Consider the following 25,732-nt stretch of genomic DNA (forward strand, 5'->3'; position numbering starts at 1 on the left):
ACGAACGGACGGCCATTATACCGAAAAAGATTTCAGCGTGCCAGATAGCGGGTGCTATCCGCCACCCCGGCGGCCCGGAAACCCTCGGCCCGCAGGCGACAGGCGTCGCAACGGCCGCAGGCCCGGCCCTCGGCGTCGGCCTGATAGCAGGACACCGTGCGCGAGAAATCGACCCCCAGGCGCACGCCTTCGCGGACGATGTCGGCCTTGCTCATGGCGATGATCGGGGTCCGGATGTGCATCCGCCGGCCCTCGATGGCGGCCTGGGTGGCCAGGTTGGCCATGGCCTCGAAAGCCTGGATGTAGGCCGGCCGGCAGTCCGGGTAGCCGGAATAGTCGACCGCGTTGACGCCGCAGAACACGGCATCGGCGCCCAGCACCTCGGCCCAGGACAGGGCCACGGACAGCATGATGGTGTTGCGTGCCGGCACGTAGGTGATCGGCACGCCGGCGCTCGGCGATTCCGGCACGTCGATGTCGGCGGTGAGCGCCGAACCGCCGAAAGCGCGCAGGTCGACCCGCACCTCCTTGTGCGCGGCGGCGCCGAGCATGGCGCAGACTGCGTCGGCCGCCCGCAGCTCGGACTCGTGGCGCTGCCCGTAATTGACGCTGAGCGCGTAGCATTCATAGCCTTCGGCACGGGCGATGGCCAAGGTCACCGCCGAATCCATACCGCCTGAAACCAGCACCACCGCGCGCTTCATCGTCCCTGCTCCTCGCCCCACAGCTGTTTGTGCAATTGCATCTGGAAACGCACCGGCAGGCGGTCGGCCACGATCCAATCGGCCAACTCGCGCGGCGCGACCTGGCCGTAACTCGGCGAGAACAGCACTTCGCAGCGCCCCGGCAGGCCGTGCGCGTCCAGCTGCGTTTTGGCCCAGTCGTAATCGGCGCGCGAGCAGATCACGAACTTGATCTGGTCGTGCGGCGTCAGGTGTTCGATGTTGGACCACAGGTTGCGGCCGGATTCGCCCGAATCCGGGGTCTTGATGTCGAGCACGCGCGAGACCCGCGTATCGACCGGCGAAATGTCGAGGGCGCCGGAGGTCTCCAGCGACACCCGGTAGCCGGCATCGACCAGACGGTCCAACAGCTGCACGCAGCGCTTCTGCGCCAAGGGCTCGCCGCCGGTCACGCACACGTCCTTGACGCCGAAGCCGCGCACCCGCTCGAGGATGGCGTCGATGTCGGACCACTCGCCGCCGTAGAAGGCGTAGGCGGTATCGCAGTAGGTACAGCGCAGCGGGCACCCGGTCAGGCGCACGAATACGGTGGGCAGGCCGGCGCTGCGCGCCTCGCCCTGCAGCGAGAGGAAGATCTCGCTCAGCTTCAGGCGCTCCGTCGCCGCGGCATCACTGGCCAAGGCTGAGCCCACGCAGGCGGCTGCGCGCCATTTCCGCCACCGGATGCTGCGGATACAGGACGATGACCTGCTCCAGCGCCTTGCGGCCCTGCTCCAGCTGCTTGAGTTCGATCAGGCAATACGCGGCCTTGAGCTTGGCGTCCGGCGCCTTGCCGGAATCGCCGAAGCGCTCGCCCAGGATGCCGAAACTCTTCAGCGCCAGCCCGTACTCCTTGCTGATGTAATAGCTCTCGCCCAGCCAATACCAGGCGTTCGGCGCCAAGGCGCTGTCCGGGTAGGCCTGCAGGAAGGACTGGAAGCCGCCGATGGCGCCGGCGGCATCGCCTTGCTTGATCAGGCGGGCATACGCGGCCTGGTAGGCGGCGGACTCCTCACCGCCCGGCGCCGAGGCCGGTTTGGGCGCGACGGCCGGTACCGTGGCCGCCGCCGGCGTGGCGGCGGACGGCTTGACCGCCACCCCGCCCGACTCCAGCGCGCTGACCCGCGACTCCAGATCGATGTACTGTTCGCGATTGCGCTGCCGCGCCTGTTCCAGCTCGTTCTGCAGGGTCTCGACTTCGGCGCGCAGGGCGCGGATTTCGTCCTGCATCTGCGTGGTCCGGTTCAGCAGCTCGATATTGGCCTGGCTGCTGCCCTGCACCTGGCCGGCGGCCTGTTTTTCCAGCGCACTGACCCGATCGGCCAGCGTGGCGCGCTGCGCCTGCGCCGGCAGGGCCGACGCAAGCAGCAGCAGACAGGCACCCAGACGGGACGCGGTCATCGCTTATTTCACCGCGTAGCTGATTTCGACGCGGCGGTTCTGCGACCAGCAGCTCTCTTCGCTGTCCAGGCAGACCGGGCGTTCTTCGCCGGCGCTGACCACGACGATGCGCACGGTATCGGCGCCGTTGGCGCTGAAGGCGGCCGACACGGCGTTGCCGCGGCGCTCGCCCAGGCCGATGTTGTATTCACGGGTGCCGCGTTCATCGGCATGGCCTTCCAGACGCATTTGGGCGCCCGGGCGGTCACGCAGGTACTTGGCATGGCAGGCGATGGTGGCCTGGAATTCCGGCTTCAGCAGGTCCTGGTCGAAATCGAAGTAGATCACGCGCTGACGCAGGCAGGCGTTGGTGTCCAGGTCGGCCGGGGTGAACGCGCCTTCTTCGGCGATGGCGTTGCCTTGGTCGATTTGTTCTTCCTGCTGTTTGCCGGCGTTCGGATCGACGACGTTCTCTTCCTTCACTTTCTTGTTGCAGGCGGTGACGCTCAGGACGGCCAGCAGCAGGATGGCGGTTTTCAGTTGCTTGCTCATGGAAACACCTCGGGGTTGGCGGGGGCGGGGTTGGTGGAATTCGGTTGCGGTGGGCGGGTCATCGGTACGGCGACCAGGCCGGCTCGCGCACGTCGCCTTCGGACAGCACCAGGCGCTGGCGCACGCGGCCGTCGACGGAGACCGCGTACAGCACGCCGCGGCGGCCCTCCTTGGTGGCGTACAGGATCATGCTGGCGTTCGGCGCGAAGCTGGGCGACTCGTCCAGATTGCCGGGCGACAGGGTCTGCCAGCGGCCGTTGCCGCCGAAGCTGCGGTCGAGCAGCGCGATGCGGTAGACGTTGCCGCCGCCCTGGGCCATGGCGATCTTCTTGCCGTCATAGGATACCGTGGCGCGGGCGTTGTATTCGCCGCTGAAGCTGATCCGGCGCGCATCGCCGCCGGCGGCGGGCACCTGGTAGATCTGCGGCTTGCCGGCGCGGTCGGAGGTGAACAGCAGCGACTGGCCGTCCGGCATCCAGACCGCCTCGGTGTCGATGCCGTAGTGGTTGGTGAGCTGGCGCAGCGAACGGCTGGCGATGTCCATCACGTAGATTTCGGGATTGCCGGACTTCGACAGGGTCAGCGCCAGCTTGCTGCCGTCCGGCGAGAACGCCGGCGCGCCGTTGATGCCCTTGGCGGCCGATACCGGCTCGGTGGCGCCGGCGCCGGTGGCCAGCTCGACGATATAGACCGCCGAGCTGCCCTTCTGGAAGCTGACGTAGGCGATGCGCTTGCCGTCCGGACTCCAGGCCGGCGACAGCAGCGGCTCGCGCGAACGCACCAGGGTCTGCGGGTTGTAGCCGTCGGAATCGGCCACCATCAGCCGGTATTCGATACCCTGCCCCAAGCCGCTGGCGGTCACGTAGGCGATGCGGGTGTCGAATGCGCCGCGCACGCCCAGTATCTTCTCGTAGATCTGGTCGGCGATCTGGTGCGCCGCGCGGCGCAGGCCCTTGGCGCGCGCCGGCATGGCCAGCGACAGCAGCGACTGCTGCTTGGCGACGTCAATCAGTTCGTACTGGATGCTGTAGTTACCGTCGGCGCCGTCGAGCACGCGGCCGACCACAAGGAAATCCTGCTTGAGCTTCTTCCACTCGGCGAAGCGCACGTCGGCGCCGCGCACCGGGCGCTCGATGACGCGCGCCTCCTCCAGCGAACGGAACTGGCCGGAACGGTTCAGGTCGTCGCGGACGATCTTGGCGACGTCATGCTCCGGCTGCGTCTTGCCGCCCTGGTAGGGCATCGGCACGATGGCGATCGAGAGTGCGGCCTCGTTGCCGACCACCACGCCGGCGTCGAGCGACTGCGCGCCGGCCGACAGCGGCTGCGCCAGCCCCAGAAGGCAACCCAGCAGGAATTTTTTCATCGGCACACCTCATCGGGATAACAGAACGTCAGCGTTACTTTACGCTGAAACACCGCCTCGAAGCCAGCGTACGGCATCGGCGACTTGTACAGCGCGCGCTCGATCGACTCGCGGCCCTGCGCGTCCAGCGGGCAGGCCAGGAACGCGACATCGATCACTTCGCCGCCGCGGATCTGGGTGAATTCGACCTGGCAGCGGGTCTGCTGCGGAATCTGCACCGTATTCCAGTTCGCGCGCGCGGTGGCGTTGATCGCGGCCAGGTATTTGGCGGTGCCGGTCGCCGAGGTGCCTGCCTGCCCGGCGGGCGCCGGCTTGGCGACCGGCGCGGGCGTCTTGGCGCCGGCCAGGGCGTCGAGCTTCTTGGCCTCGATCTCGGCCTGCAAGCGGGCGCGTTCCTTCTGCACCTGCGCCAGCTGCTGACGGATCAGGCGTTGGCGGTTTTCCTCGGCCTCGGCCTTCTTGACGTCTTCGGTGAGCTCGACCTGGCCCTGCTTGCGCTTGCGTTCCTGTTCGCGCAGGGCCTCGCTCGACAGCGCGGCGTTGCGCTCGACCTGCTCCTGCACGGTATCGTCCGGCTGGTCGACCCAATCCTGGGCGGTCTCCTGCAGGGGCTCCAGGCTGGTCTGCGGGCGCGGTTCGGGTTTCGGCTGCGGACGTTCGGCCGCGGCCTCGGCGACGGCCTTGCGGACGCGCGCCAGGTCCTCGGCACTGAAGCTCAGGCTGGCCTGCACCGGCTCGCCGGACGCGGCCTGCTCGTTCGAGGGCAACACCCAGACCGATGCCAGCCAGACCAGACCGATGAAACCGGCATGCAGCGCGACGGTGAACAGCAACGCCTGCCAATTTAACCGCGGTGCCTTCGCCATCGCTCAGTCGGCCGAATTGCTCATCAGGCCCACGCGCTCGACGCCGGCCTGCTGCAGCAGCACCATGGCCTGGTAGACGGTGTCGTAATCGGCGCTGCGGTCGCCGGCGACGAACACGGCCACCTCCGGATTGGTCTTCACGAACGCCGAGACCTTGGCCGCCAGCACCGCGGCGTCGACCCGCTGTTGCGGCATGTCCTGCATCTTCAGGCTGTAGCCGCCGTCGGCATCGACCACCACCACAATCGGCTCCTTCTTCTGCGCGATGGCCTTGGCGCTGGATTTCGGCAAGTCGATGTCGACGCCCAGGTTCAGCAGCGGCGCGGTCACCATGAAGATGATCAGCAGCACCAGCATCACGTCGATGTACGGCACGACGTTGATCTCGGACTTCAGCTTGCGCTTGCGGTGGCGGCGGTTGAAGCTGGCGGCGCTCATCGGAAGGCCTCAGTGCCGGTCGGGGTTGGTCTGGCGCTGCAGAATCGAGGAGAACTCCTCGGCGAAGCTTTCGTAGCGCACCGAGATGCGCTCGGAACGCGAAGCGTAGCGGTTGTAGGCCCAGACCGCCGGAATCGCCGCGAACAGGCCCATGGCGGTGGCGATCAGCGCCTCGGAGATGCCCGGCGCGACCGAGGCGATGGTGGCCTGTTTGTTGTTGGCCAGGCCGTGGAACGAGACCATGATGCCGAACACGGTACCGACCAGGCCGACGTAGGGCGCGGTCGAACCGACGTTGGCCAGCAATTCGAGATTGTGCTCGAGCGCGTCGACCTCGCGCGCCAGCGTGGCGCGCATGGCGCGCTGTGCGCCCTCGACCTGGGTGCGGGCGTCGACCGCGGCCTGCTGCAGGCGCAGGCGCAGGAACTCGCGGTAGCCGGCCTCGAAGATGGCCTCCAGCCCGGACACCTCGCGCGACTGGTCGGTGGCGTCGCGGTACAGCTGATTCAGTTCGGCGCCGGACCAGAAGCGCTCCTCGAAACGGTTGGCCTCCAGGTGCGCGGCGCGGAAGGCCTTGGACTTGCCGAAGATGATGAACCAGCTCAGCGCCGAGGCGGCCACCAGCAGCAGCATCACCACCTGCACCGGCAGGCTGGCGTGCAGGATCAGCTGCAGGTAGTTCAGTCCGCCTGACGCGCTTTCGGCGACGGCGGGCTGTGCGGTGGCGGCGGCGAGGATGGGCAGCACGTGGCTCATGCGGTGACTCCGTTCTGGATGAGGCCCAGCAGGGCCTCGGGTATGGCGCGGGGCTTGAAGCGGGACGCCGACAGGCAGGCGATCTGCGCACTGGCCGTGAGCAGCAGCTCGTCGCCGCGCAGCAACGCATGCCGCACCGTGAAACTGGCGCGCCGGCATTCCGAAAGTGTAATGCGAACCGTCAGGCTGTCATCCAGCTTCGCGGGACGCAGGAAGTCGATATTCATGTTCCGTACAGCGAACAGCGTGTCGTCGCTCGCGCTCAGATGTCCCTGTTCGTAGCCGCAGCCGCGCAGCCACTCGGTGCGGGCGCGCTCCAGGAAATGCAGGTAGCGCGCGTGGTAGACCACGCCGCCGGCGTCGGTGTCCTCCCAGTACACCCGCACCGGCCACTCGAACGCGCTCATGCGAACAGGTCCGGATCGCCTTTGCCGCCGGGCATGGCCAGGCCGAAGTGGCGATAGGCCTTGGCGGTGGCCATGCGTCCGCGTGCGGTGCGCACGATGAAACCCTGCTGGATGAGATAGGGCTCGACCACGTCCTCGAGCGTGCCGCGCTCTTCGCTGAGCGCCGCCGCCAAGGACTCGACGCCGACCGGGCCGCCGTCGAAATTGTCCATGATCATCCGCAGCAGGCGCCGGTCGCTGTCGTCGAAGCCTTCCGGGTCGACCTTCAGCATCGCCATCGCCGAGACCGCCATGTCGGCGTCGATGCGGCCGTCGCCCTTGACCTGGGCGAAGTCGCGCACGCGCCGCAGCAGCCGGTTGGCGATGCGCGGCGTGCCGCGCGAACGGCGCGCGATCTCGACCGCGCCGTCGGCGTCGCAGTCGATGCCGAGGATGCCGGCCGAGCGGCGCACGATGCGCGCCAGCTCCTCGGTCGAATAGAACTCCAGGCGCTGCACGATGCCGAAGCGGTCGCGCAGCGGACCGGTCAGCAGGCCGGCGCGGGTGGTGGCGCCGATCAGGGTGAACGGCGGCAGGTCGAGCTTGATCGAGCGCGCGGCCGGACCTTCGCCGATCATGATGTCGATCTGGAAGTCCTCCATCGCCGGATACAGCACTTCCTCGATCACCGGCGACAGCCGGTGGATCTCGTCGATGAACAGCACGTCGTGCGGCTGCAGGTTGGTCAGGATCGCCGCCAGGTCGCCGGCGCGCTCGATCACCGGACCGGAGGTCTGCCGCACCGACACGCCCATCTCGTTGGCGATGACGTGGCTGAGCGTGGTCTTGCCCAGGCCGGGCGGCCCGAAGATGAGCACATGGTCGAGCGCCTCGCTGCGGCGGCGCGCGGCCTCGATGTAGATCTTCATCTGCTCGCGCACCGCCGGCTGGCCGAGGTATTCGTCCAGGCTCTTCGGGCGGATGCTGGCCTCGACCAGTTCATCCTCCCGGTTGGCGGCGGCGCCGACCACGCGCGTCTCATCCATGGCGTTCGCTTCCGTTCATGACAGCCCTTAAATTACCACTTTCGTGCCGAGCTCGACCAAGCGCTCGCCGGGGATGCCGAAGAACTCGGTGGCCGGCGTGGCGTTGCGCGACATGAACAGGAACAGCTTGTCGCGCCACATCGCCATGCCCTGGTCGGCTTTGGCGATCAAGGCCTCGCGGCTGGCGAAGTAGGTGGTGTCCATCGGATCGAGGTCGAGGCCCGGCACCTTGGCCTGTTTCAGCAGGCGCAGCGCCTTGGGCACGTCCGGATCCTCCATGTAGCCGAAGCGCAGGGTCAGGCGCAGGAAGCCGATGCCCAAATCGCTGAGCGCATAGCGCTCGTCCTGGTCGGCGCGCGGCACGCCGGAGGTCTCGACGCTGAGCAGGATATTGCGCTCGTGCAGCACCTTGTTGTGCTTCAGGTTATGCAGCATCGAGGGCGGCAGGTAGTCGTTGGACGGGGTCATGAAGATGGCCGTGCCCTGCACCCGGGTCGGCGGATCGACCTGCACGCTCTTGACGAAATGCTCGATGCGCAGGCTCTCGCGGTTGACCTGCTCGCGCACCAGGTCGCGGCCGTGGCGCCAGGTGCGCATGATGGTGAACACCACCAGGCCCAGCAGCACCGGCACCCAGGCGCCGTGCAGGAACTTGATGGCGTTGGCCGAGAACAGCGCGCTGTCGATGATCAGGTAGGCGACGCCGAACGCCCAGATCACGGCCGGGCGCACGCGCCAGCCCTGCGAGGCCAGGATGATCAACAGCACGGTGTCGATCAGCATGCTGCCGGTGACCGACACGCCGTAGGCGACCGCCATCGCCGAGGAACTGCCGAAGCCGATCACCAGCCCGATCACGGTGATGAACAGGATGTTGTTGACCCAGGGCACGTAGATCTGGCCCTTGGTGTGCGCCGACGTGTGCACGATCTTCATGCGCGGCAGATAGCCGAGCTGCACGGCCTCGCGACTGAGCGAGAACGCCCCGGAAATCACCGCCTGCGAGGCGATGACCGTGGCCATGGTGGCCAGCACGATCATCGGGATCAGCAGCGCCGACGGCACCAGGTTGTAGAACGGATTGCGCACCGCGGCCGGATCGGCCAGCACCAGCGCGCCTTGGCCGAAGTAGTTCAGCACCAGCGCCGGCAACACGAAATACAGCCAGGCCTTGCGGATGGGAAACCGGCCGAAATGGCCCATGTCGGCGTACAGGGCCTCGCCGCCGGTGACGCACAGCACCACCGCGCCCAGCACCAGCCAGGCGGCACTGCCGTTGTCGAGGAAGAACGAGACGCCGTAGGCCGGGTTCAGCGCCAGCAGCACCGACGGGTTCTTCACGATCTGCGCCACACCCAGCAGCGCGATGCAGACGAACCAGACCGACATCACCGGCCCGAACACCTTGCCGACCTTCTCGGTGCCGAAGCGCTGCGAGGCGAACAGCGCCACCAGCACCGCCAGCGCCACCGGCAGCACGTACGGATGCAGCGCCGGCGCCACCAGCTCCATGCCCTCCACCGCCGATAGCACCGACATGGCCGGCGTGATCACCGCGTCGCCGAAGAAGAAGGCGGTGCCGAGGATGCCGAGGATGCCGATGCTGTAGCTCAGCGGCGAGGCGATCGGCAGCGCCCGGTGCACCACCGTCATCAGCGACAGGATGCCGCCTTCGCCGCGATTGTCGGCGCGCATGATGACGGTCACGTACTTCAGCGTGACCACCAGCACCATCGCCCAGAACACCAGCGACAGGATGCCGAGCACGTTGTCGTGGCTCGGCGTCAGGCCGTAGTGGCCGCCGAAGGCCTCTTTCAGCGTATACAGCGGACTGGTGCCGATGTCGCCGAACACCACGCCGATGGCGCCGAGCACCAGGGCGGCGCGCGAGGCCTGCGAGGGGGAATGGCTGCTTGCGCTCATGTCAGCTCCGTAGTGCCGATTTCAGGGCGGCGCGGATGATGTCCTCCGCGCTGTCGCCGGGTTTGGCGTCCTTCACCATGCGGGCGATCTCGGCCGGCTTGTAGCCCAGCTGCTGCAACGCGATGCCGGCTTCGGACAGCGCGTCCGCCGGCTGCCCGGCCGGAACGCCGGGCACGGCCGACGCCATGCCGGCGCTGCGCTCGCGCAGCTCGACGATCATGCGCTCGGCGGTCTTCTTGCCGATGCCGGGGATCTTGACCAACGCGCTCACGTCGCCGGCCTGCAGCATGCGCCCGAATTCGGCCACGCTCGATCCGGACAGCACCGCCAACGCGATCTTGGCGCCAATGCCGGACACCTTCTGCACGTCGCGGAACAGCCGGCGCTCGGCCTCGGTGGCGAAGCCGTACAGATTGACCGCGTCCTCGCGCACCGCATGGTGCACGCACAGGGTCAACGGCTCGCCGACGGCCGGCAGGTCGTAATAGGTCGACATCGGCACCTCCAGCTCGTAGCCGACGCCGCCGACGTCAAGCAGGATCCAGGGCGCGTGTTTGCTGGCGAGGGTGCCGCGGAGGCGTCCGATCATTTCCGGCTCCAGACTTGGCGTGCGGACACGCCGATGCGGTTGGCGGTGGCGCGCACATGCGCGTGGGTGACGGCGACCGCCAGGGCGTCGGCGGCGTCGGCCTGGATCTTGCCGGGGATGTTCAGCATCAAGCCCATCATGTACTGCACCTGTTCCTTGTCGGCGCCGCCCTTGCCCACCACCGCCAGCTTGATCTCCTTGGCGGCGTACTCATGGATCGGCAGGTCGCGCAACACGGCCGCGCACATCGCGGCGCCGCGCGCCTGGCCGAGCTTCAAGGCGGAATCGGGGTTGCGCGCCATGAACACCTTCTCGATCGCCACTTCCTGCGGCGCGAAGCGGACGATCAGCGCGTCCAGCTCGTCCAGCAGCAGCTTCAGGCGCCGCGCGAAATCCTCGGCCACCAGCAGCTTGATCGGCTGATGGTGCACATGGCTGATGCGGCCGCCGCCGTCGACGTCGATGATGCCCACCCCGGTGCGTTGGGAACCCGGGTCGATGCCGAGGATGCGGACAGCCACGGATCAGGATTCGAGTTCGGCGTTCGAATACACGTTCTGCACGTCGTCGAGGTCTTCCAGCATGTCGAGCAGCTTGATCACCTGCTCGGCGACCTCGCCGCCGACCTTGACGTCGTTGTCGGCGCGCAGCGTGACCGAGGCCGATTCCGGCACCAGACCGGTGGCGGCCAGCGCGTCGCGCACGGCCTGGAACGCGTCCGGTGCGGTGATCACGTCGATGGCGCCGTCTTCGGGATACACCACCACGTCGTCGGCGCCGGCTTCGATGGCCGCCTCGGTGACCTTGTCCTCGTCGCTGCCGGCCGGCAGGCTGATGACGCCGCACTTCTTGAACAGATAGGCGACCGAACCGTCGGTGCCGAGATTGCCGCCGTGCTTGCTGAAGGCGTGCCGGACGTCGGACACGGTGCGGACCTTGTTGTCGGTCAGGCAGTCGACGATGACCGCGACGCCGCCGGGCGCATAGCCTTCGTAACGGATCTCCTCGTAGCTGACGCCTTCCAGCTCGCCGGTGGCCTTCTTGACCGCGCGTTCGATGACGTCCTTGGCCATGTTGGCGTCCAGCGCCTTGTCCATCGCCAGGCGCAGGCGCGGGTTGGCGCCCGGGTCGCCACCGCCTTGGCGCGCGGCCACCGAGATTTCGCGGATGAGTTTGGTGAAGATCTTGCCGCGACGCGCGTCTTGTGCGCTTTTGCGTCCGGCGATTGCCATCAATCGGCCCATGGGAATACCCGTTGTTATAGTGCGAATGGCGTAATTATAGGCCTTTCCCGCACCCCTGGGGAGCGCCGGCCAACAGCGCGACGGCCGCCTCGACCGTGGCCGGCGAGAACAGCTGGCCGCTGTGGCTGGCGGCCACCGTGACGTGCCGTGACAAGCCCGGGATGCGCGTTTCGGAGACGGCCACGGTGCCGTCGCCGGGCTCGTCGAAACGCAACAACAGCCGGCCCAAGCCGCGTGCCATGGTGCCGGCGATGGCCGAGACGTCCAAGCCCGCCGGCACCGCCGGCAGGCCTTCGCACAGCAACGGCAGGCTGCGCCCGGCCAGACGACCCAGATGGCGCGAGGCCAGCACGCGCGCGGCGCGGCTGCCGGCCAGCGGCGAACCGACGCAGACGATGCGGCCGCGGAAGCCGGTTCCGGCCAAGGCCTTGACCGACACCAAGCCACCCAGGCTATGGGCGAGGATGTGCGTGTCCGGCACGGCCAGCGCCACGGCACGCAGGCGCGCCATGGCGGTTTCCGGCGCCTGCAGCAGCGAACGATAGGAGAACAGCACCGGCCGGAATCCGGCCCGGCGCAGGCCGCGCGCCCAGTATGCCAGCGCCGGCGCATGCATCCACAGGCCATGCACCAGCAGCACGCGCGGCGCCATGGGGCTTATTCCGGTTCGCGCACTTTCACGTGCAGTTCGGCCAACTGCACGTCCGGAATCGGCGATGGCGCGCTGGTCAGCAGGCATTGCGCCGAAGCGGTCTTCGGGAACGCGATGACGTCGCGGATCGACTCGGTGCCGGCCATCAGCGCGGCGATGCGGTCGATGCCGAAGGCGATGCCGCCGTGCGGCGGTGCGCCGTATTGCAGGGCTTCGAGCAGGAAGCCGAACTTGGCCTGGGCCTCGTCCTTGGAGATGCCGAGCAGGTCGAACACCGTGCTCTGCATGGCGGTGCGGTGGATGCGCACCGAGCCGCCGCCGATCTCGTTGCCGTTCAGCACCATGTCGTAGCCGCGGCTGACCGCGGTGCGGGCGTTGGCGACCAGATCGTCGACGTCATCCACTTTCGGAGCGGTGAACGGATGGTGCAAAGCCACGTAGCGCTGCGCCTCCTCGTCCCACTCGAACATCGGGAAGTCGGTGACCCACAGCGGCGCCCAGCCCTCGGCGACCAGATCCAGGTCCTTGGCGACCTTCAGGCGCAACGCGCCCATGAAGTCGCACACGGTCTTGTACGGGCCGGCACCGAAGAACAGGATGTCGCCCTCTTTGGCGCCGGCGGCGGCCAGCACCGCCTGCAGGGTGGCGTCGTCCAGGAATTTGGCGATCGGCGAGGCGATGCCGTCGCGGCCCTTGGTCAGGTCCTCGACCTTCATCCAAGCCAAGCCCTTGGCGCCGTATTTGGCGCAGTGCGCGGCCAAGTCGTCGATCTGCTTGCGGCTCAGCGACGCGCCGCCCGGCACGCGCAGGGCGGCCACGCGGCCGTCGGCATGGCCGGCCCAGTCGGTGAACACCTTGAATTCGGAGTGCTTGACCAGCTCGGCCACATCCACCAACTCGAGCGCGATGCGCAGGTCGGGCTTGTCGGAGCCGTAGCGGCGCATGGCTTCGGCATAGGTCATGCGCGGGAACGGGTCGGCCAGTTCGACGCCCTGCACCTCGCGGAAGATGCCGCGGATCATGCCCTCGACGAAATCCTGGATGTCCTGCTCGGTGACGAAGGCGAACTCCATGTCGAGCTGGGTGAACTCCGGCTGGCGGTCGGCGCGCAGGTCTTCGTCGCGGAAACAGCGCGCGATCTGGTAGTAGCGGTCCATGCCGGCCATCATCAGCAGCTGCTTGAACAGCTGCGGCGACTGCGGCAGGGCGAAGAACTCGCCCGGATGCACGCGGCTGGGCACCAGGTAGTCGCGCGCGCCTTCCGGCGTAGCCTTGGTCAGGATCGGCGTTTCGATATCCTGGAAGCCGGCGGCGTCCAGATGGCGGCGCAGGGCCTGCACCAGCGCGGTGCGCGTGCGCATGGTGCGCTGCATCTCCGGCCGGCGCAGGTCGAGATAGCGGTAACGCAGGCGGATGTCCTCGCCCGGGTTCTCGTGGTTGTAGAACGGCAGCGTGGCGGCGGTGTTCAGGATCTCGATCGATTCGGCGACGACCTCGACCGCGCCGGTGGCGATCTTGCTGTTGACGCTATGGCGGGCGCGCACGGTACCGGTCACCTTCAGGCAGTACTCGTATCCCACGTCGGCGGCCACGGCATAGGCCGGATTGTCCGGCTCGGCCACCACCTGCACGATGCCTTCGTGATCGCGCAGGTCGATGAAGCAGACGCCGCCCAGGTTTCGGGACACGTCCGCCCAGCCGCACAAGGTGACGCGCTGGCCGATGAAGGATTCGTTGAGTTGACCGCAGAAATGGCTACGCATGGTATGGCTGGGCTCTGGAAAGGCTTGAACCGTGTATTTTAAGGCCTCGGGCCGGGCTTTGCGCGATTTTTTGCCGAAAATGCCGGCAATTCCACGCCACCGGGCCGTCATTGCCGGCCCAAACCGCCCGGCGGCGGGTTCCTGTACGGTTCATCGAAACGGAAGTATAGTGGCCTCGCCACCCACGCGAAGGAGTGCCGTCATGTTGCGTATCGTATTCGCCGTCCTGTTGGCCACGGTGTCCGTCTCCGCCGCGGCCCAGACCAGAGTCCCGCCCAGCACCCGCGCCTATGCGCCGGAAGACATCGGCTCACTGCCGGTTTCCGACCAGATCCGCGTGATTGAGAACGAATACCGCGACCAGTCCGGCGGCCGTGAACTGCCTGATGACCAGCTCGATTTCTACCTCGACCAGGTCAAGTATTCGCGTTGGACCTTCAGCCGCATCAAATCCGACATCGCCGGTTCGTTGCGCGGCAGCGGTAGCGGCGGCTGGCGTCCGCCGGCCGGGAGCTGGAAACCGACCAGCATCATCTGCTCCAGCAACGACCGCCGTTACCGCGAATGCCGCACGCCGTTCCGCGGCCGTGCGCGCCTGCAGCAGAACATCTCGAACACCCGCTGCATCGAAGGCCGCAACTGGGGCTCGCGCCAAGGCTATGTCTGGGTCGATGACGGTTGCCGCGGCCGTTTCATCGATTCCGGTAACGGCTGGGGCGGCGGCCAATGGGACGAACGCACCTTCCGCTGCGAAAGCGACGGTAGCCGCCAGCACCAATGCCGCAAGCCCTACCGCGGCACCGCGCACCTGGTGCGCCAGCTGTCTAACGCACGCTGCACCGAAGGCTACAGCTGGGGCCAGAACGTGCTGGCGGTCTGGGTCAGCCGCGGCTGTCGGGCCGAATTCAGCATGCGTGACGGCGATTGGGGCGGCAACCAAGGCGACAACTGGGGTTATAGCGTCACCTGCGCCAGCACCAATGACCGCTACACCACCTGCGCCTGGGACCGCAACCGCGGCCGGCCGCGCTTGATCGAGCGGCTGTCGAACGCGCGTTGCGACGAAGGCCGGGATTGGGGCTACGATTACAACCGCGGCCTGTGGGTCGACAACGGTTGCCGGGCGCGTTTCGGCGTACGCTGAGCCAATCTGCCCAGCCATGAAAAATCCCGGCCTCGGCCGGGATTTTTTTCAGTCGGAAGACGTGCCAGACGACGGCGGCGGGCTGGCGCTTTCGGCCAGGTTCTTCTTTTTGTCGCCGTTCTTCTTGAAGTCGGTCTCGTACCAGCCGGCGCCGGCCAAACGGAACCCGGGCGCGGTCACCTGGCGGGAAACGGCTTCTTTGCCGCAGGCCGGACAGACGCTCGGGTCGGCGTCGGACAGTTTCTGCAGGCGCTCGAAACGGTGGCCGCAGGCGGAACAGGCGAAATCGTAGATGGGCATGGGTTCGGTGCTCCAGGCGAAAACGGGTGACGGGAATATAGGACCTGATCAGCCCTGTTCAAGGGCTTCGTAGGCCGCCAGCCAATCGGCTTCGGCGCCGGCGCGCTCGGCCTCCAGCTTGCGCTGCTGTTCGCCCAGCTGCAGCAGCACCGCGCCGCCGTCGGACTGGTACAGCTCCGGCCGCGCCATTTCCTCCTGGATGTGCGCGAGCTGCGAATCCAGCTCGGCCATGCGTTTTTCCAGCTTCTCGACCTGCTTCTGCAGCTTGCCGAGTTCGGCCTGCGATTTCGGCGCGGCCTTGGGCTTGGCCGCTTCGACCTTGGCCTCGCTGCGCGCCTTGCTGGCGGCCTGGTCGAGTTTGGTGCTGCGCGCCTTCAGCCAGACGGCGTATTCGTCCAAATCGCCGTTGAACGGCTCGACATGGCCGTCGGCCACGCGCCAGAAGGTCTCGCTGACCAAGCCGATCAGGTGGCGGTCGTGCGAGACCAGCACGATGGCGCCGTCGAAATCGCTGAGCGCCTCGGCCAAGGCCTCGCGCATGTCGATGTCGAGGTGGTTGGTCGGTTCGTCGAGCAGCAGCACGTTCGGCTGGCGGTAGGCGATCAGCGCCAAGGCCAGACGCGCGCGCTCGCCGCCGGAGAAGCCGTCGACCGACTCGAACGCGCGGTCGCCGACGAAATACCACTGGCCGAGGAAGTTGCGCAGGGCCTGCTCGCCGGCGTCCGGCGCGATTTCCTTCAGATGCCACATCGGGCTCTGGCCTTCGGTCAGGCTTTCCACCGTGTGTTGGGCGAAATAGCCGATGCGCAGGTCCGGATGCGCCACGCGCTCGCCGTCGATCAACGGCAATTCGCCGACCAGGGTCTTCACCAAGGTCGATTTGCCGGCGCCGTTCGGACCGAGCAGACCGACCCGGTCGCCGGCCTCAAGCCCGAAGCCGACCTGCTCCAGGATGCGCGCGCCGGCGCCGTAGCCGCAATCGGCGCCGTTCAGGCGGATCAGCGAATGCGGCAATTTGGCCGGCTGGCCGAACTGGATGTGCATCGCGCGTTCGGCGCGCACCGCCTCGGTGCCGGCCAGCTTGGCCAGGCGCTTCATGCGCGACTGCGCCTGTTTGGCCTTGCTGGCTTTGGCCTTGAAGCGGTCGATGAACTTCTGCAGGTGCTCGCGCTCGGCCTGCTCCTTCTCGAAGCTGATCTGCTGCAGGCGCAGGTGCTCGGCGCGCTGGCGCTCGAAACTGGTGTAGTCGCCGGTGTACAGCTTGGCGCGGCCGTCGTTCAGATGCAGCGTATGGGTGCAGACGCCGTCGAGGAACTCGCGGTCGTGCGAGATCAGCAGGATGGTGCCCGGATAACGCAGCAACCACTGTTCCAGCCAGAGCACGGCGTCGAGGTCGAGGTGGTTGGTCGGTTCGTCGAGCAGCAGCAGGTCCGACGGCTTCATCAACGCCCGCGCCAGGTTCAGGCGCACGCGCCAGCCGCCGGAGAAATCCGAGACCGGACGCAGATGGCTTTCGGCCGAGAAGCCGAGTCCGTGTAGCAGCTTGCCGGCGCGCGCCGGGGCGTCGTAGCCGCCGAGCTCGTCGAGCTTCTGGTGCGCGTCGGCGACCGCGTCGTAGTCCTCGGCGTCCATCGCCGCGGCTTCAGCGCGGATCACGTCGAACACGTCTTGGTCGCCGCTGAGCACGAAATCCAGGGCCGAATCCGGCAACGACGGCGTTTCCTGCGCGACGCTGGCGATGCGTAGCCGGGTCGGCATGTCGATGTCGCCGCGGTCGGCCTCGACTTCGCCCAAAATGGCGGCGAACAGGCTGGATTTACCGCAGCCGTTACGCCCGACCACGCCGACGCGGGTGCCGGAATGCAGGGTCAGGTCGATGTCGGACAGCAGCAGGCGCTCGCCGCGGCGCAGCGCGAAATTGCGGAAGGCGATCATTCGGCGAACACCGCCTGCAACGCGGCCATGCGCACCGCCACGCCGTTGGCGACCTGGGCCAGAATGGCCGACTGCGGGCCGTCGGCGACGGCGTCGGCGATCTCCACGCCGCGGTTCATCGGCCCCGGATGCATGACCATAGCATCCGGCTTGGCCAAGGCCAGGCGGCGGCCGTCCAGTCCGTAGTCGGCGAAGTATTCCTCCAGCGATGCGACCAGGCCCTGTTCCATGCGTTCACGCTGCAGGCGCAGCATCATCACCACGTCGGCGCCGGCCAACGCCTCGTCGAAGCGCACGAAACGGCGGCAGCCGTCGAGCGTCGCGTCGTCCGGCATCAGCGCATCCGGGCCGCACACGCGGATGTCGGTGCAGCCCAAGGCCTTCAGGGCCTGCAGGTCGGAACGGGCGACGCGCGAGTGCCGGATGTCGCCGCACAGCGCCACGCTCAGGCGGCCGAAGTCGGCGCCTTTGCGCTGGCGGATGGTCAACATGTCGAGCAGACCCTGGGTCGGGTGGTTGCTGCGGCCGTCGCCGGCGTTGATCAGCCGCGTTTCCGGCTTGGCGGCGGCGGCCAATTCGTGCAGGCCGCCGTCGACCGCGGTGCGCACGATGAAGCAGTCGACGCCCATCGCCTCCAGGTTGCGCAGGGTGTCGACCGCGGTCTCGCCCTTCTTGCCGCTGGAGGTGGCGGCGTCGAACGCCAGCACGTCGGCGCCCAGGCGCGTGGCGGCCAGCTGGAACGAAGCGCGGGTGCGGGTGGACGGTTCGAAGAACAGGGTGCAGACGGTGCGGCCGCGCAGGCTGTCGCGCATACCGGTGCCGGCCAGGGCGTCCGGCCGAAGGGCGTCGGCGCGGTCGAGCAGGCCGCGCAAAGCGGCGACATCGAAATCGGCAAGGGAAATCAGGTGGCGCGGATTCATGCGATGGCGTCCAGTTCGGTACGGTTGTGCGGTTGCTGGAACCAACGTTCCAGGATGATGACGGCCGCCCAGGCGTCGAGTTGGTCGGCTTGGTGGCGTTTGGCCTCGCCGCGCGCGCGGCTTTCGGCGAAGCGTTGCGCGGCCTCGATCGAGCTGTTGCGCTCGTCCATGAAACTGATCGGCTTGCCGTAGCGCTGCTGCAGGGCGCGCGCGAAACGGATGGCTTTGTCGCGCGCGGGCTGGTTGTCGCCGTCCTGGGTCAGCGGATTGCCGACCACCAGACCGTCGGGCATCCAATCGCGCATCCAGGCGTCCAAGGCCGGCCAATCCGGGCCGGCCTCGTGGACGTCGAGAATGCCGACCGGGCGCGCGGTGCCGGACAGGCTGTTGCCGACCGCGACGCCAGTACGGCGGGCGCCGACATCGAACGCCAGCACGGTCAGCACGCCGGCCTGCTGCCAAGCCATCAGGCGTGCCCCGTCTGGCTGGACAGGCGTGCCAAATCGATGCCCAATTGCCCGGCCGCCGCCTGCCAACGCCGGTCGATCGGCGCATCGAACAGGATGGCGTCCGAGGCCGGCGCATTCAACCAGGCGTTGTCGGCCAGCTCCTGCTCCAGCTGGCCGGGCGACCAGCCCGAGTAACCCAGCAGCACCAGGAAACGCGTGGGGCCGTGTCCGGCGGCCACGGCCTGCAATACGTCGCGCGAGGTCGACACGGTCAGGCCGTTGCCCAGATGCAGGCTGGAGTCCCAGCGGCCGCCGTCGGTGTGCAGCACGAAGCCGCGTTCGGGGCTGACCGGACCGCCGGACAGCACGGCGCGGGCGCGCACGGCCGGATCGCGGCAGGGCATCTGCAGTTGGTCGAACAGGCTGCCGAGGTCGAACTCGGAATCCTGGTTGAGCACCAGGCCCATGGCGCCTTGCTCGTCGTGTTGACAGACCAGGCACACCGAGCGCGCGAAATAATCGTCCTGCAGCCCGGGCATGGCGATCAGCAGCTGTTCGGCGAGGGAGGTGGCGTTCGGCATGGCGCTATTGTACCGCGGCGGTGCCGGCTTTATCCGCCATTCATTGAGGGGCCGGCGCGCTCGGGCTACACTACCGACAGCCCTCCATCCGGCACCTCCGATGACCGAACGCCGCCGCCTGCCCGCCGTATTCGCCGCCTGCGCCGTCCTGCTGTGCGCCACCGGATTGCCGTCGGCGCGCAGCCAGAGCCTGAAACCGGTCGCCACCGGCAATGAACCGCCGCTGGCGGCGGCGACTCCGGCAAGCGCGCGCAGCGCGCGTGCGCCGGTACGCGACCTGTCTTCGGATGCGAAGGAAATGGAAGCGTTGGCCGAAACCTTCGTGGCGCGGCGCCGGATTCCCGGCATGGCCATGGCCTTGGTGCAGGACGGCCGCATCCTGTCGGCGCGCGGCTACGGCGTGACCGACGTCCGCAACCCGCAGCCGATCGGCGCCGACACCGTGTTCCGCGTGGCCTCGCTGTCGAAAGCCTTCGCCGCGACCTTGACCGGCATCCTGGTCGAAGAGCAGGCGCTCGGCTGGGACACGCCGGTCTCGAAGCAGCTGCCGGCGTTCAAGCTGCGCGATTTCGCCGCGTCGCAGCGGCTGACCGTCAGCGACATCCTGAGCCACCAGGTCGGCTTGGCCAAGAACACCTACGACCGCGACCTGGAAAGCAGCGTGCCGTATCCGTTGCTGGCCGAACGCCTGTCCAACGCGCCGATGGCCTGCACGCCCGGCGACTGCTACGGTTACCAGAACATCGCCTACAGCCTGATCGGCGACATGGTGTTCGCGGTCACCGGCGATTTCTACAGCCACCAGGTCGAGAAGAAGATCTTCGTGCCGCTGGGCATGCGCCACGCCACCTACGGCCGCGACGCGTTGATGGCCAACGCCAGCTGGGCCAAACCGCACGTCGCCACCGGCAAAGGCTGGACCTCGACGGTGCCGAACGAAAACTACTACCATGTGCCGCCGGCGGCCGGCGTCAACGCCAGCATCCAGGACATGGCGCAATGGACCAACGCGCAGCTGGGCCATCATCCGGACGTGCTGTCGCCATCCCTGCTGGAGAAAATCCACACGCCGCAGGTCAATACGCCCGGGGAATTGAGGTCATCGGGCTGGCGCGCCGAGCGGTTGAGCCGCGCGGCCTATGCCTTGGGGTGGCGGGTGTTCACCTACCGCGGCCAAAAGCTCGTGTTCCATGGCGGCGCCGTGCGCGGCTACCGTGCCTTCATCGCCTTCCTGCCGGAGCAGGACGTCGGCATCGTGGCCCTCTGGAACAGCGAAAGCGCGTCGCCCTCGGCGTTCCTGCCGGCCTGGATCGACCGCGCCTTGGGCATACGGGAACGTGACTGGCTGGAACTCGAAGGCGGCGCCGAAAACACCGCAGCCGGCGCCGATTGAATCCGGATCGCCCAAATAAAAGCCCCCTCTTGACCCTGGGCGGAATCAAGAGGGGGTGATGTTACGGTAATCGGTGCAGCTGGATCAGATCGCCGGAGCAGCCGGGGCAGCCGGAGCGGCCGGGGCGGCGGCTTTCTTCTTAACTACTTTTTTTTTAGCAGCCGGTTTTTTGGCGGCTTTCTTGGCGGCCGGCTTTTTGGCGGCGGCTTTCTTGGCGGCCGGCTTCTTGGCGGCGGCCTTCTTCACCACTTTCTTGGCGGCTTTCTTGGCGACTTTCTTCACAACCTTTTTGGCGGCTTTCTTGGCGGCCGGCTTCTTGGCGGCGGCCTTCTTCACCACTTTCTTGGCGGCTTTCTTGGCGGCTGGCTTTTTGGCGGCGGCTTTCTTCACCACTTTCTTGGCGGCCGGCTTTTTGGCGGCGGCTTTCTTCACGACTTTCTTGGCGGCTTTCTTAGCGGCCGGTTTCTTTGCAGCTTTCTTGGTAGCCATGGTCAACTCCTCGTCAGTTGGCTTTGGAACGGTAGGTAGTATCAAAGTGCCCAGGTGGAACAATGGCCGGGAAGGGCTCCCGGCAAGACCGCCGGCATGCCGGCGGAAAAAAAGACACCCGACGCCTTGCGGAGCCGGGTGCCGTGAAGAAGACGAGCCGATCGCTTCGATTCCGAAACGGTTTTCGCGGGGGAAGAAGACTTCTCAATTGCCGGCAAACAATCGATGGCGTTTGCTTGGATTGTGGAGGACGTCTTGATCACTCGGCTCGATTCGCGTGGAACACAAGTGAAAGCTAAATCAAGTGTTTTTGCGATGTCAACACTTTTATTGAAAAAAAAACCGACCCGCCGCGGCAACTTGCCGGCGAGACGATGGGGACGATCGGCGGCATCGCACCGCAGCGACCGGAGATTTTTTTTCGTCGCGCTGGAAGCCTTGAAAACAAAGGGCTGCAGCGTGTTCCGAAAACGCGCACGACCGGCGCCGGAAGAACGCGGGAGGGAATCGGACAGGCCGGATGCGTGCCGCGACGGCGGCGCCGCAGACGGAAAATTTTGCCTGCGGCGCATTCCGGAATCGGGAAAAACGCGAAACTGCGCGAAATTTTCCGTCATGCGGACGGAAAAAAGCCCGCATGCGCGGGCTTCGTTTTCCATCGTCCGGCCGACGCGGCGGCGAACGGATCAGTGGCTTTCGTCTTCGAGCAGGGCCGCGTAATCGTCGGGCGAGAGCAGCTCGGCGACCTGTTCCGGCTCGTCGAGCATGACCGTGAACAGCCAGCCTTCGCCGTAGGCGTCTTCGTTGATGGTTTCCGGCTTGTCGCTCAGCGCCTCGTTGACGGCGGTGACGGTGCCGGTGACCGGACTGTAGACGTCGGAGGCGGCCTTGACCGACTCGACCACCGCCGCCGCGGCGCCGGCCACGAGCTTGTCGCCGACGGCCGGCAGCTCGACGTACACCAGGTCGCCCAACAGGGACTGCGCATGCTCCGAAATGCCGACGGTGACGGTACCGCCATCCTCGACGCGCGCCCATTCATGGGATTTCAGGAACTTCAAATCGCCGGGGATTTCGCTCATAACGGTCTCTCGCAGGGGGTTGGGTGGCGATAGTGTACCGCCAACGGATGGCGGCGTTAAGTCTTGACTCAGACGCCGGACTGGGGCTTGCCGTCGCGCACGAACGGGTACTTCACCGCACGCAGCGGCAGGCGTTTGCCGCGGATGTCGACCTCGACCGCGCCGACATCGCCGGCCGGCACGCGCGCCAAGGCGATCGACTTGCCGAGCGTGGGCGAGAAAGTGCCCGACAGGATCTCGCCCTGGCCGGAGGCGGCGAATACCGTCTGGCCGTGGCGCAGCACACCTTTCTCGTCCATCACCAGGCCGATCATCTGCCGGGCGTCGCCGGCGGCCGCCTGCGCTTCCAGCGCGTCACGTCCGATGAAACCGCGGCCTTCGTCCAAGGTCACCGTCCATGCCAAACCGGCTTCGTACGGCGTGACCGTCTCGTCCATGTCCTGGCCGTACAGGGCCATGCCCGCTTCCAGGCGCAGCGTATCGCGCGCGCCCAGGCCGCACGGACGGACGCCGGCGTCGGCCAAGCGGTTCCAGAACGCGACGGCCTGGTTTTCCGGCACCATGATCTCGAAGCCGTCCTCGCCGGTGTAACCGGTGCGCGCCACGAACAGGCCGTCCGCCTCGCAGGCGGCGAACTTGCCGAGCGCGCCGGCGCGTTCGGCGGCGTCCGGCGTCAGCAAGGCGAGCGTCTTGGCGCGGGCGTTCGGGCCCTGCACCGCGACCATGGCCAGGTCCGTGCGCTCGGTCAGGGTAAGCGCGAAGCCCTCGGCCTGCTTGGCCATCCAGGCCAAATCCTTGTCACGGGTCGAGGCGTTGACCACGACGCGGTAGAAGCGGTCGTCCAGGTAATACACGATGAGATCGTCGATGACGCCGCCGGATTCGTTCAGCATGCAGGAATACAGGGCCTTGCCGGAGACCTTCAGCTTGTCGATCGAGTTGGCCAGCAGCCGGCGCAGATAATCGCGGACGCCATCGCCGTGCAGGTCGACCACGGTCATGTGCGAGACATCGAACATGCCGGCGTCGCGGCGGACGGCATGGTGCTCCTCGATCTGGGAGCCGTAATGGATCGGCATGTCCCAACCGCCGAAATCGACCATCTTGGCGCCGGCGTCGCGGTGGGTCTGGTTATAAATCGTCTTCTGGTTCATACGGGTCTCGGGCGTGCGCGGGAAAGCCGTATTATCGCATAGGCGCCGCGTCAGCCCGCAGGCGTGACCCGCAGCACCCCGGCCTCGACGCCGACCACGCGTATCGGCGTGCCCTGCGGCAGGTCCGGGCCCTGAACCTGCCAAAACGCGTCGCCGACCTTGATCCGGCCTTCGCCGTTGACGATGGCCGACTCCAGGCTGAACACCCGGTCGAGCATCTGCTCCTGCCGGCGGTTGAGCAGCGGCTGGTCGGTCTGCTCGCCGGCCTTGCGGAAGAATTTCCAGTACACCGCGACCGAAATGAACGACAGCAGCACGAACAGCATCATCTGCGCCGGAGTGGAGAGATGGAAGCCGAGCACCAGCAGGAACACGCCGGCGGCGGCGAAACCGAACCACAGGAGCAGGATGCCCGGCGCCGCGGTTTCCAGCCCGATCAGCACCAGGGCCAGCACCGCCCAGAAGATCGCGGCGTGGCTCATTTGGCTTTATCCGGCGCCGTGCGCTCGAGGCCGGCCTTGGCCAGCTCGGCGATGCCGGCGATCGAACCCATCACGCCGGTCACTTCGGTCGGCAGGATCATCAGCTTCTGGTTCGGCGAGTTGGCGAACTGGCCGAGCGCCTCCACGTATTTCTGCGCCACGAAGTAATTGATGGCCTGCACGTCGCCGGCGGAGATGGCGTCCGACACCAGCTGCGTGGCCTTGGCCTCGGCCTCGGCCAGGCGTTCGCGCGCCTCGGCCTCGCGGAACGCGGCCTCGCGCTTGCCCTCGGCCTGCAGGATGGCGCCCTGCTTCTCGCCTTCGGCGCGCAGGATTTCGGCCTGGCGCAGGCCTTCGGCCTCCAGGATGTTGGCGCGCTTCTCGCGTTCGGCCTTCATCTGCCGGGCCATGGCGTCGACCAGGTCGCGCGGCGGCTGGATGTCCTTGAGTTCGATGCGGTTGACCTTGATGCCCCAGGGATGCGTCGCCTGATCGACCACGTTGAGCAGCTTGGCGTTGATCTCGTCGCGCTTGGACAGCGATTCGTCCAGGTCCATCGAACCGATGGCGGTGCGGATGTTGGTCATCACCAGGGCGATGGTGGCCTGTTGCAGGTCAGACACCTCGTAGGCGGCCTTGGCGGCGTCGAGCACCTGGAAGAACACCACGCCGTCGACCTTGACCACGGCGTTGTCCTTGGTGATGACGTCCTGCGACGGGATGTCGAGCACCTGCTCCATCATGTTCACCTTGCGGCCGATGTCCTGCATGATCGGAATCAGGATGTGCAGGCCCGGCTCGAGCGTCTTGGTGTATTTGCCGAAGGTCTCGACCGTCCACTGGAAGCCCTGGGGCACCATGCGCACGGCCTTGTACAGCACCATGAGGGTGAAGAACAGCAACGCGATATACAGGACATTCATGACGGCACCTTCGGGGTAGTGTTCGACCTATTATAGGGAGCATTCCGATTACGGGAGCATTCAGCATGGCTGCGACCCTTTCCGCCCGCCGGACATCCTAGTGACTGTGAGCCATCCGTCCAACTTCGCCATCGAGGTGCCCGACAGCCTGATCCAGCGCGCCAAGCGCGGCGACGGCACGGCCTTCGAACAGATCTACCGCCGGTTCGAGCGGCCGGTGTACACCTTGGCGTTGCGCCTGTGCGGTCAGCCCTCGGAGGCCCAGGACGTGCTGCAGGACGCGATGCTCAAGGCGATGACCCGCATCGGCGACTTCAAGGGCCATTCGCCGTTCTGGGGCTGGCTGCGGCAGATCGCGGTGAACGAGGCGCTGATGCGCCTGCGCCGCTCGGCCAAAGGCTTCAAGGAAGACGACGTGTACGAGGCCGAGCTGCCCGACACCGCGACGCTGCTGCCTTTGCGCGCGGCCGAGGCCGGACAGCTGCTGGACGCGCTGCGAACGCTGCCGCCGGTGACCCGCTCGGTGCTGTGGCTTTACCACGCGGAAGGCTTCACCCACGAGGAAATCGCCGGACAGATGGGCAAGACCGTCTCGTTCTCCAAATCGCAACTGGCCCGCGGCACCCGCAAGCTGCGCGAATCGCTGGCCATCGACATCCCCGCAGGAACCCGCATATGACCGAAACCATCGAACTCTCATCCGCCCTGCGCAGGCTGCCGCTGGAGGCCCCGCCGCACAGCGCCTGGCCGGCGGTGCAGGCGCAGTTGCCGAAACGCCCCGCGTGGCCGACATGGCCGGCGGCCGCCGCGGCCGCGGCCGTGCTGCTGGCGGTCTTGTTCCAATTCACCGGCCAACCGCCGGCGACCGGCACGCCGGCCGGCGCGCTCGAACCGCTGATGGCGCGCTCGGCGCAGTTGGAATCGGCGTTTTACGCCCAGCAGGACGACGCCATCTCCAGCGCCAGCGTGATCGCCGCCAACCTGAACCTGGAAGAGCAGCTGGCTGCCATCGACACCGAACTCGGCACGCAACCCGCAACCGCACGGGCCGAGGCCCTCTGGCGGCAACGCATCGAACTGCTCGACCAAGGCATCCGGCTGAACCGCGACAACGCCGACTACAACGCCCGCGGCCAGAGTTTCGACCTGGCCTTGGCCAGCACCGACTGATTCATCCCCGATTCCACCCCAGGAGTA

Annotated in this window: 31 protein-coding genes; 4 read left to right on the plus strand and 27 right to left on the minus strand. The window is 67.1% G+C overall.

The annotated features are described in order from the left end of the window. Positions 1–32 precede the first annotated feature (32 nt). Genes queC through aspS form a run of 16 tightly spaced genes read right to left on the minus strand, consistent with a single transcriptional unit; the run spans position 33 to position 13,683 of the window. The gene (gene queC, locus IEV56_RS02950) at positions 33–704 is read right to left on the minus strand and encodes a 7-cyano-7-deazaguanine synthase QueC (RefSeq protein ID WP_188447555.1); all 672 of its coding nucleotides are present in this window, start codon (positions 702–704) and stop codon (positions 33–35) included. After that, complete coding sequence (queE, locus tag IEV56_RS02955) at positions 701–1,363, minus strand: 7-carboxy-7-deazaguanine synthase QueE (RefSeq protein ID WP_229730147.1); 663 nt, start codon at positions 1,361–1,363, stop codon at positions 701–703. Before queE ends, queC begins: the two co-directional genes overlap by 4 nt. Then, positions 1,353–2,123, minus strand: a complete 771-nt coding sequence (gene ybgF, locus IEV56_RS02960) for a tol-pal system protein YbgF (RefSeq protein WP_188447557.1) — start codon at positions 2,121–2,123, stop codon at positions 1,353–1,355. The genes queE and ybgF overlap by 11 nt, the downstream gene beginning before the upstream one ends. Positions 2,124–2,126: 3 nt before the next feature. After that, a complete protein-coding gene (gene pal / locus IEV56_RS02965; RefSeq protein ID WP_188447559.1) occupies positions 2,127–2,654 on the minus strand; it encodes a peptidoglycan-associated lipoprotein Pal in 528 nt (175 codons plus the stop codon). Between the two features lie 58 nt (positions 2,655–2,712). Next, positions 2,713–4,020 (minus strand): Tol-Pal system beta propeller repeat protein TolB, encoded by a 1,308-nt coding sequence (gene tolB, locus IEV56_RS02970; RefSeq protein ID WP_188447561.1) that lies wholly within the window; start codon positions 4,018–4,020, stop codon positions 2,713–2,715. Beyond that, positions 4,017–4,886, minus strand: a complete 870-nt coding sequence (tolA, locus tag IEV56_RS02975; protein ID WP_188447563.1) for a cell envelope integrity protein TolA — start codon at positions 4,884–4,886, stop codon at positions 4,017–4,019. Before tolA ends, tolB begins: the two co-directional genes overlap by 4 nt. Before the next feature lie 3 nt (positions 4,887–4,889). After that, complete coding sequence (tolR, locus tag IEV56_RS02980) at positions 4,890–5,324, minus strand: protein TolR (protein ID WP_188447565.1); 435 nt, start codon at positions 5,322–5,324, stop codon at positions 4,890–4,892. 9 nt (positions 5,325–5,333) lie between these two features. Then, entirely contained in the window at positions 5,334–6,080 is a 747-nt protein-coding gene (gene tolQ / locus IEV56_RS02985) for a protein TolQ (RefSeq protein ID WP_188447566.1), read from the minus strand. After that, positions 6,077–6,487, minus strand: a complete 411-nt coding sequence (ybgC, locus tag IEV56_RS02990) for a tol-pal system-associated acyl-CoA thioesterase (protein WP_188447568.1) — start codon at positions 6,485–6,487, stop codon at positions 6,077–6,079. Before ybgC ends, tolQ begins: the two co-directional genes overlap by 4 nt. Next, positions 6,484–7,512: a Holliday junction branch migration DNA helicase RuvB gene (gene ruvB / locus IEV56_RS02995; protein WP_188447570.1), complete on the minus strand. Its 1,029-nt coding sequence runs from the start codon at positions 7,510–7,512 to the stop codon at positions 6,484–6,486. Before ruvB ends, ybgC begins: the two co-directional genes overlap by 4 nt. Positions 7,513–7,539: 27 nt before the next feature. After that, entirely contained in the window at positions 7,540–9,435 is a 1,896-nt protein-coding gene (locus tag IEV56_RS03000; protein WP_188447572.1) for a potassium transporter Kup, read from the minus strand. Position 9,436: 1 nt separating this feature from the next. Next, a complete protein-coding gene (ruvA, locus tag IEV56_RS03005) occupies positions 9,437–10,024 on the minus strand; it encodes a Holliday junction branch migration protein RuvA (protein WP_188447574.1) in 588 nt (195 codons plus the stop codon). Next, the gene (gene ruvC / locus IEV56_RS03010; protein ID WP_188447576.1) at positions 10,021–10,545 is read right to left on the minus strand and encodes a crossover junction endodeoxyribonuclease RuvC; all 525 of its coding nucleotides are present in this window, start codon (positions 10,543–10,545) and stop codon (positions 10,021–10,023) included. The genes ruvA and ruvC overlap by 4 nt, the downstream gene beginning before the upstream one ends. A 3-nt stretch (positions 10,546–10,548) precedes the next feature. Next, a complete protein-coding gene (locus tag IEV56_RS03015; protein WP_188447578.1) occupies positions 10,549–11,268 on the minus strand; it encodes a YebC/PmpR family DNA-binding transcriptional regulator in 720 nt (239 codons plus the stop codon). A gap of 34 nt (positions 11,269–11,302) precedes the next feature. Beyond that, positions 11,303–11,920 (minus strand): esterase/lipase family protein, encoded by a 618-nt coding sequence (locus IEV56_RS03020; protein WP_188447580.1) that lies wholly within the window; start codon positions 11,918–11,920, stop codon positions 11,303–11,305. A gap of 5 nt (positions 11,921–11,925) precedes the next feature. Continuing rightward, positions 11,926–13,683: an aspartate--tRNA ligase gene (gene aspS, locus IEV56_RS03025; RefSeq protein WP_188447582.1), complete on the minus strand. Its 1,758-nt coding sequence runs from the start codon at positions 13,681–13,683 to the stop codon at positions 11,926–11,928. 202 nt (positions 13,684–13,885) lie between these two features. Between aspS and IEV56_RS03030 the strand changes: the two genes are divergently transcribed. Further along, positions 13,886–14,827: a DUF3011 domain-containing protein gene (locus tag IEV56_RS03030; protein ID WP_188447584.1), complete on the plus strand. Its 942-nt coding sequence runs from the start codon at positions 13,886–13,888 to the stop codon at positions 14,825–14,827. Between the two features lie 48 nt (positions 14,828–14,875). Here the strand turns inward: IEV56_RS03030 and IEV56_RS03035 are convergent, their stop codons facing one another. From IEV56_RS03035 to IEV56_RS03055, 5 genes are read right to left on the minus strand one after another with little or no spacing between them, the layout of a single operon-like run. Then, on the minus strand, positions 14,876–15,127 hold the full coding sequence (locus tag IEV56_RS03035; protein WP_188447585.1) for an FmdB family zinc ribbon protein: 252 nt from the start codon (positions 15,125–15,127) through the stop codon (positions 14,876–14,878). 48 nt (positions 15,128–15,175) lie between these two features. Beyond that, complete coding sequence (locus tag IEV56_RS03040; RefSeq protein ID WP_188447587.1) at positions 15,176–17,062, minus strand: ABC-F family ATP-binding cassette domain-containing protein; 1,887 nt, start codon at positions 17,060–17,062, stop codon at positions 15,176–15,178. Beyond that, positions 17,059–17,982, minus strand: a complete 924-nt coding sequence (locus tag IEV56_RS03045) for an aspartate carbamoyltransferase catalytic subunit (protein WP_188447589.1) — start codon at positions 17,980–17,982, stop codon at positions 17,059–17,061. Before IEV56_RS03045 ends, IEV56_RS03040 begins: the two co-directional genes overlap by 4 nt. Next, positions 17,979–18,449 (minus strand): Holliday junction resolvase RuvX, encoded by a 471-nt coding sequence (gene ruvX / locus IEV56_RS03050; RefSeq protein ID WP_188447591.1) that lies wholly within the window; start codon positions 18,447–18,449, stop codon positions 17,979–17,981. The genes IEV56_RS03045 and ruvX overlap by 4 nt, the downstream gene beginning before the upstream one ends. Continuing rightward, positions 18,449–19,012: a YqgE/AlgH family protein gene (locus IEV56_RS03055; RefSeq protein ID WP_188447593.1), complete on the minus strand. Its 564-nt coding sequence runs from the start codon at positions 19,010–19,012 to the stop codon at positions 18,449–18,451. The genes ruvX and IEV56_RS03055 overlap by 1 nt, the downstream gene beginning before the upstream one ends. Before the next feature lie 100 nt (positions 19,013–19,112). Between IEV56_RS03055 and IEV56_RS03060 the strand changes: the two genes are divergently transcribed. After that, positions 19,113–20,405, plus strand: a complete 1,293-nt coding sequence (locus IEV56_RS03060; RefSeq protein ID WP_188447595.1) for a serine hydrolase domain-containing protein — start codon at positions 19,113–19,115, stop codon at positions 20,403–20,405. An 84-nt stretch (positions 20,406–20,489) separates the two neighbouring features. On the opposite strand, the gene IEV56_RS03065 is transcribed toward IEV56_RS03060, so the two are convergent. The 6 genes from IEV56_RS03065 to IEV56_RS03090 all read right to left on the minus strand — a co-directional run bounded on the left by IEV56_RS03065 (position 20,490) and on the right by IEV56_RS03090 (position 24,535). Next, positions 20,490–20,894, minus strand: coding sequence for a hypothetical protein (locus tag IEV56_RS03065; RefSeq protein WP_188447597.1), 405 nt, complete (start codon positions 20,892–20,894; stop codon positions 20,490–20,492). Positions 20,895–20,935: 41 nt separating this feature from the next. Then, positions 20,936–21,553: a hypothetical protein gene (locus tag IEV56_RS03070; protein ID WP_188447599.1), complete on the minus strand. Its 618-nt coding sequence runs from the start codon at positions 21,551–21,553 to the stop codon at positions 20,936–20,938. A gap of 27 nt (positions 21,554–21,580) precedes the next feature. Next, positions 21,581–21,976 (minus strand): glycine cleavage system protein GcvH, encoded by a 396-nt coding sequence (gene gcvH, locus IEV56_RS03075; protein ID WP_188447601.1) that lies wholly within the window; start codon positions 21,974–21,976, stop codon positions 21,581–21,583. 68 nt (positions 21,977–22,044) lie between these two features. Then, complete coding sequence (gene gcvT / locus IEV56_RS03080; protein ID WP_188447603.1) at positions 22,045–23,130, minus strand: glycine cleavage system aminomethyltransferase GcvT; 1,086 nt, start codon at positions 23,128–23,130, stop codon at positions 22,045–22,047. A 50-nt stretch (positions 23,131–23,180) separates the two neighbouring features. Then, positions 23,181–23,612 (minus strand): NfeD family protein, encoded by a 432-nt coding sequence (locus IEV56_RS03085; RefSeq protein WP_188447605.1) that lies wholly within the window; start codon positions 23,610–23,612, stop codon positions 23,181–23,183. Then, positions 23,609–24,535 carry an SPFH domain-containing protein gene (locus tag IEV56_RS03090; RefSeq protein WP_188447607.1) on the minus strand — a complete coding sequence of 309 codons (927 nt, stop codon included), beginning with the start codon at positions 24,533–24,535 and terminating at the stop codon, positions 23,609–23,611. The genes IEV56_RS03085 and IEV56_RS03090 overlap by 4 nt, the downstream gene beginning before the upstream one ends. Positions 24,536–24,641: 106 nt before the next feature. On the opposite strand from IEV56_RS03090, the gene IEV56_RS03095 reads away from it, so the two are divergent. Then, positions 24,642–25,214, plus strand: a complete 573-nt coding sequence (locus tag IEV56_RS03095) for an RNA polymerase sigma factor (protein ID WP_229730148.1) — start codon at positions 24,642–24,644, stop codon at positions 25,212–25,214. Then, on the plus strand, positions 25,211–25,705 hold the full coding sequence (locus tag IEV56_RS03100) for a hypothetical protein (protein WP_188447609.1): 495 nt from the start codon (positions 25,211–25,213) through the stop codon (positions 25,703–25,705). The genes IEV56_RS03095 and IEV56_RS03100 overlap by 4 nt, the downstream gene beginning before the upstream one ends. The last annotated feature ends 27 nt before the right edge of the window (positions 25,706–25,732 follow it).

It is taken from the genome of Arenimonas maotaiensis (assembly GCF_014638745.1).
Lineage (GTDB): Bacteria > Pseudomonadota > Gammaproteobacteria > Xanthomonadales > Xanthomonadaceae > Arenimonas > Arenimonas maotaiensis.

Bases quoted from the DNA above. Each gene is read 5' to 3' on its own strand.
- IEV56_RS03015 (WP_188447578.1), bottom strand. From the start codon at position 11,268: ATGGGCCGATTGATGGCAATCGCCGGACGCAAAAGCGCACAAGACGCG.
- tolA (WP_188447563.1), bottom strand. From the start codon at position 4,886: ATGGCGAAGGCACCGCGGTTAAATTGGCAGGCGTTGCTGTTCACCGTC.
- IEV56_RS03000 (WP_188447572.1), bottom strand. From the start codon at position 9,435: ATGAGCGCAAGCAGCCATTCCCCCTCGCAGGCCTCGCGCGCCGCCCTG.
- ruvA (WP_188447574.1), bottom strand. From the start codon at position 10,024: ATGATCGGACGCCTCCGCGGCACCCTCGCCAGCAAACACGCGCCCTGG.
- tolQ (WP_188447566.1), bottom strand. From the start codon at position 6,080: ATGAGCCACGTGCTGCCCATCCTCGCCGCCGCCACCGCACAGCCCGCC.
- IEV56_RS03090 (WP_188447607.1), bottom strand. From the start codon at position 24,535: ATGAATGTCCTGTATATCGCGTTGCTGTTCTTCACCCTCATGGTGCTG.
- queC (WP_188447555.1), bottom strand. From the start codon at position 704: ATGAAGCGCGCGGTGGTGCTGGTTTCAGGCGGTATGGATTCGGCGGTG.
- IEV56_RS03085 (WP_188447605.1), bottom strand. From the start codon at position 23,612: ATGAGCCACGCCGCGATCTTCTGGGCGGTGCTGGCCCTGGTGCTGATC.
- IEV56_RS03065 (WP_188447597.1), bottom strand. From the start codon at position 20,894: ATGGCTACCAAGAAAGCTGCAAAGAAACCGGCCGCTAAGAAAGCCGCC.
- IEV56_RS03040 (WP_188447587.1), bottom strand. From the start codon at position 17,062: ATGATCGCCTTCCGCAATTTCGCGCTGCGCCGCGGCGAGCGCCTGCTG.
- IEV56_RS03035 (WP_188447585.1), bottom strand. From the start codon at position 15,127: ATGCCCATCTACGATTTCGCCTGTTCCGCCTGCGGCCACCGTTTCGAG.
- IEV56_RS03055 (WP_188447593.1), bottom strand. From the start codon at position 19,012: ATGCCGAACGCCACCTCCCTCGCCGAACAGCTGCTGATCGCCATGCCC.
- ruvX (WP_188447591.1), bottom strand. From the start codon at position 18,449: ATGGCTTGGCAGCAGGCCGGCGTGCTGACCGTGCTGGCGTTCGATGTC.
- gcvT (WP_188447603.1), bottom strand. From the start codon at position 23,130: ATGAACCAGAAGACGATTTATAACCAGACCCACCGCGACGCCGGCGCC.
- IEV56_RS03100 (WP_188447609.1), top strand. From the start codon at position 25,211: ATGACCGAAACCATCGAACTCTCATCCGCCCTGCGCAGGCTGCCGCTG.
- IEV56_RS03070 (WP_188447599.1), bottom strand. From the start codon at position 21,553: ATGGAAAACGAAGCCCGCGCATGCGGGCTTTTTTCCGTCCGCATGACG.
- tolR (WP_188447565.1), bottom strand. From the start codon at position 5,324: ATGAGCGCCGCCAGCTTCAACCGCCGCCACCGCAAGCGCAAGCTGAAG.
- ruvB (WP_188447570.1), bottom strand. From the start codon at position 7,512: ATGGATGAGACGCGCGTGGTCGGCGCCGCCGCCAACCGGGAGGATGAA.
- ybgC (WP_188447568.1), bottom strand. From the start codon at position 6,487: ATGAGCGCGTTCGAGTGGCCGGTGCGGGTGTACTGGGAGGACACCGAC.
- aspS (WP_188447582.1), bottom strand. From the start codon at position 13,683: ATGCGTAGCCATTTCTGCGGTCAACTCAACGAATCCTTCATCGGCCAG.
- tolB (WP_188447561.1), bottom strand. From the start codon at position 4,020: ATGAAAAAATTCCTGCTGGGTTGCCTTCTGGGGCTGGCGCAGCCGCTG.
- pal (WP_188447559.1), bottom strand. From the start codon at position 2,654: ATGAGCAAGCAACTGAAAACCGCCATCCTGCTGCTGGCCGTCCTGAGC.
- IEV56_RS03030 (WP_188447584.1), top strand. From the start codon at position 13,886: ATGTTGCGTATCGTATTCGCCGTCCTGTTGGCCACGGTGTCCGTCTCC.
- IEV56_RS03045 (WP_188447589.1), bottom strand. From the start codon at position 17,982: ATGAATCCGCGCCACCTGATTTCCCTTGCCGATTTCGATGTCGCCGCT.
- IEV56_RS03020 (WP_188447580.1), bottom strand. From the start codon at position 11,920: ATGGCGCCGCGCGTGCTGCTGGTGCATGGCCTGTGGATGCATGCGCCG.
- IEV56_RS03060 (WP_188447595.1), top strand. From the start codon at position 19,113: ATGACCGAACGCCGCCGCCTGCCCGCCGTATTCGCCGCCTGCGCCGTC.
- gcvH (WP_188447601.1), bottom strand. From the start codon at position 21,976: ATGAGCGAAATCCCCGGCGATTTGAAGTTCCTGAAATCCCATGAATGG.
- ybgF (WP_188447557.1), bottom strand. From the start codon at position 2,123: ATGACCGCGTCCCGTCTGGGTGCCTGTCTGCTGCTGCTTGCGTCGGCC.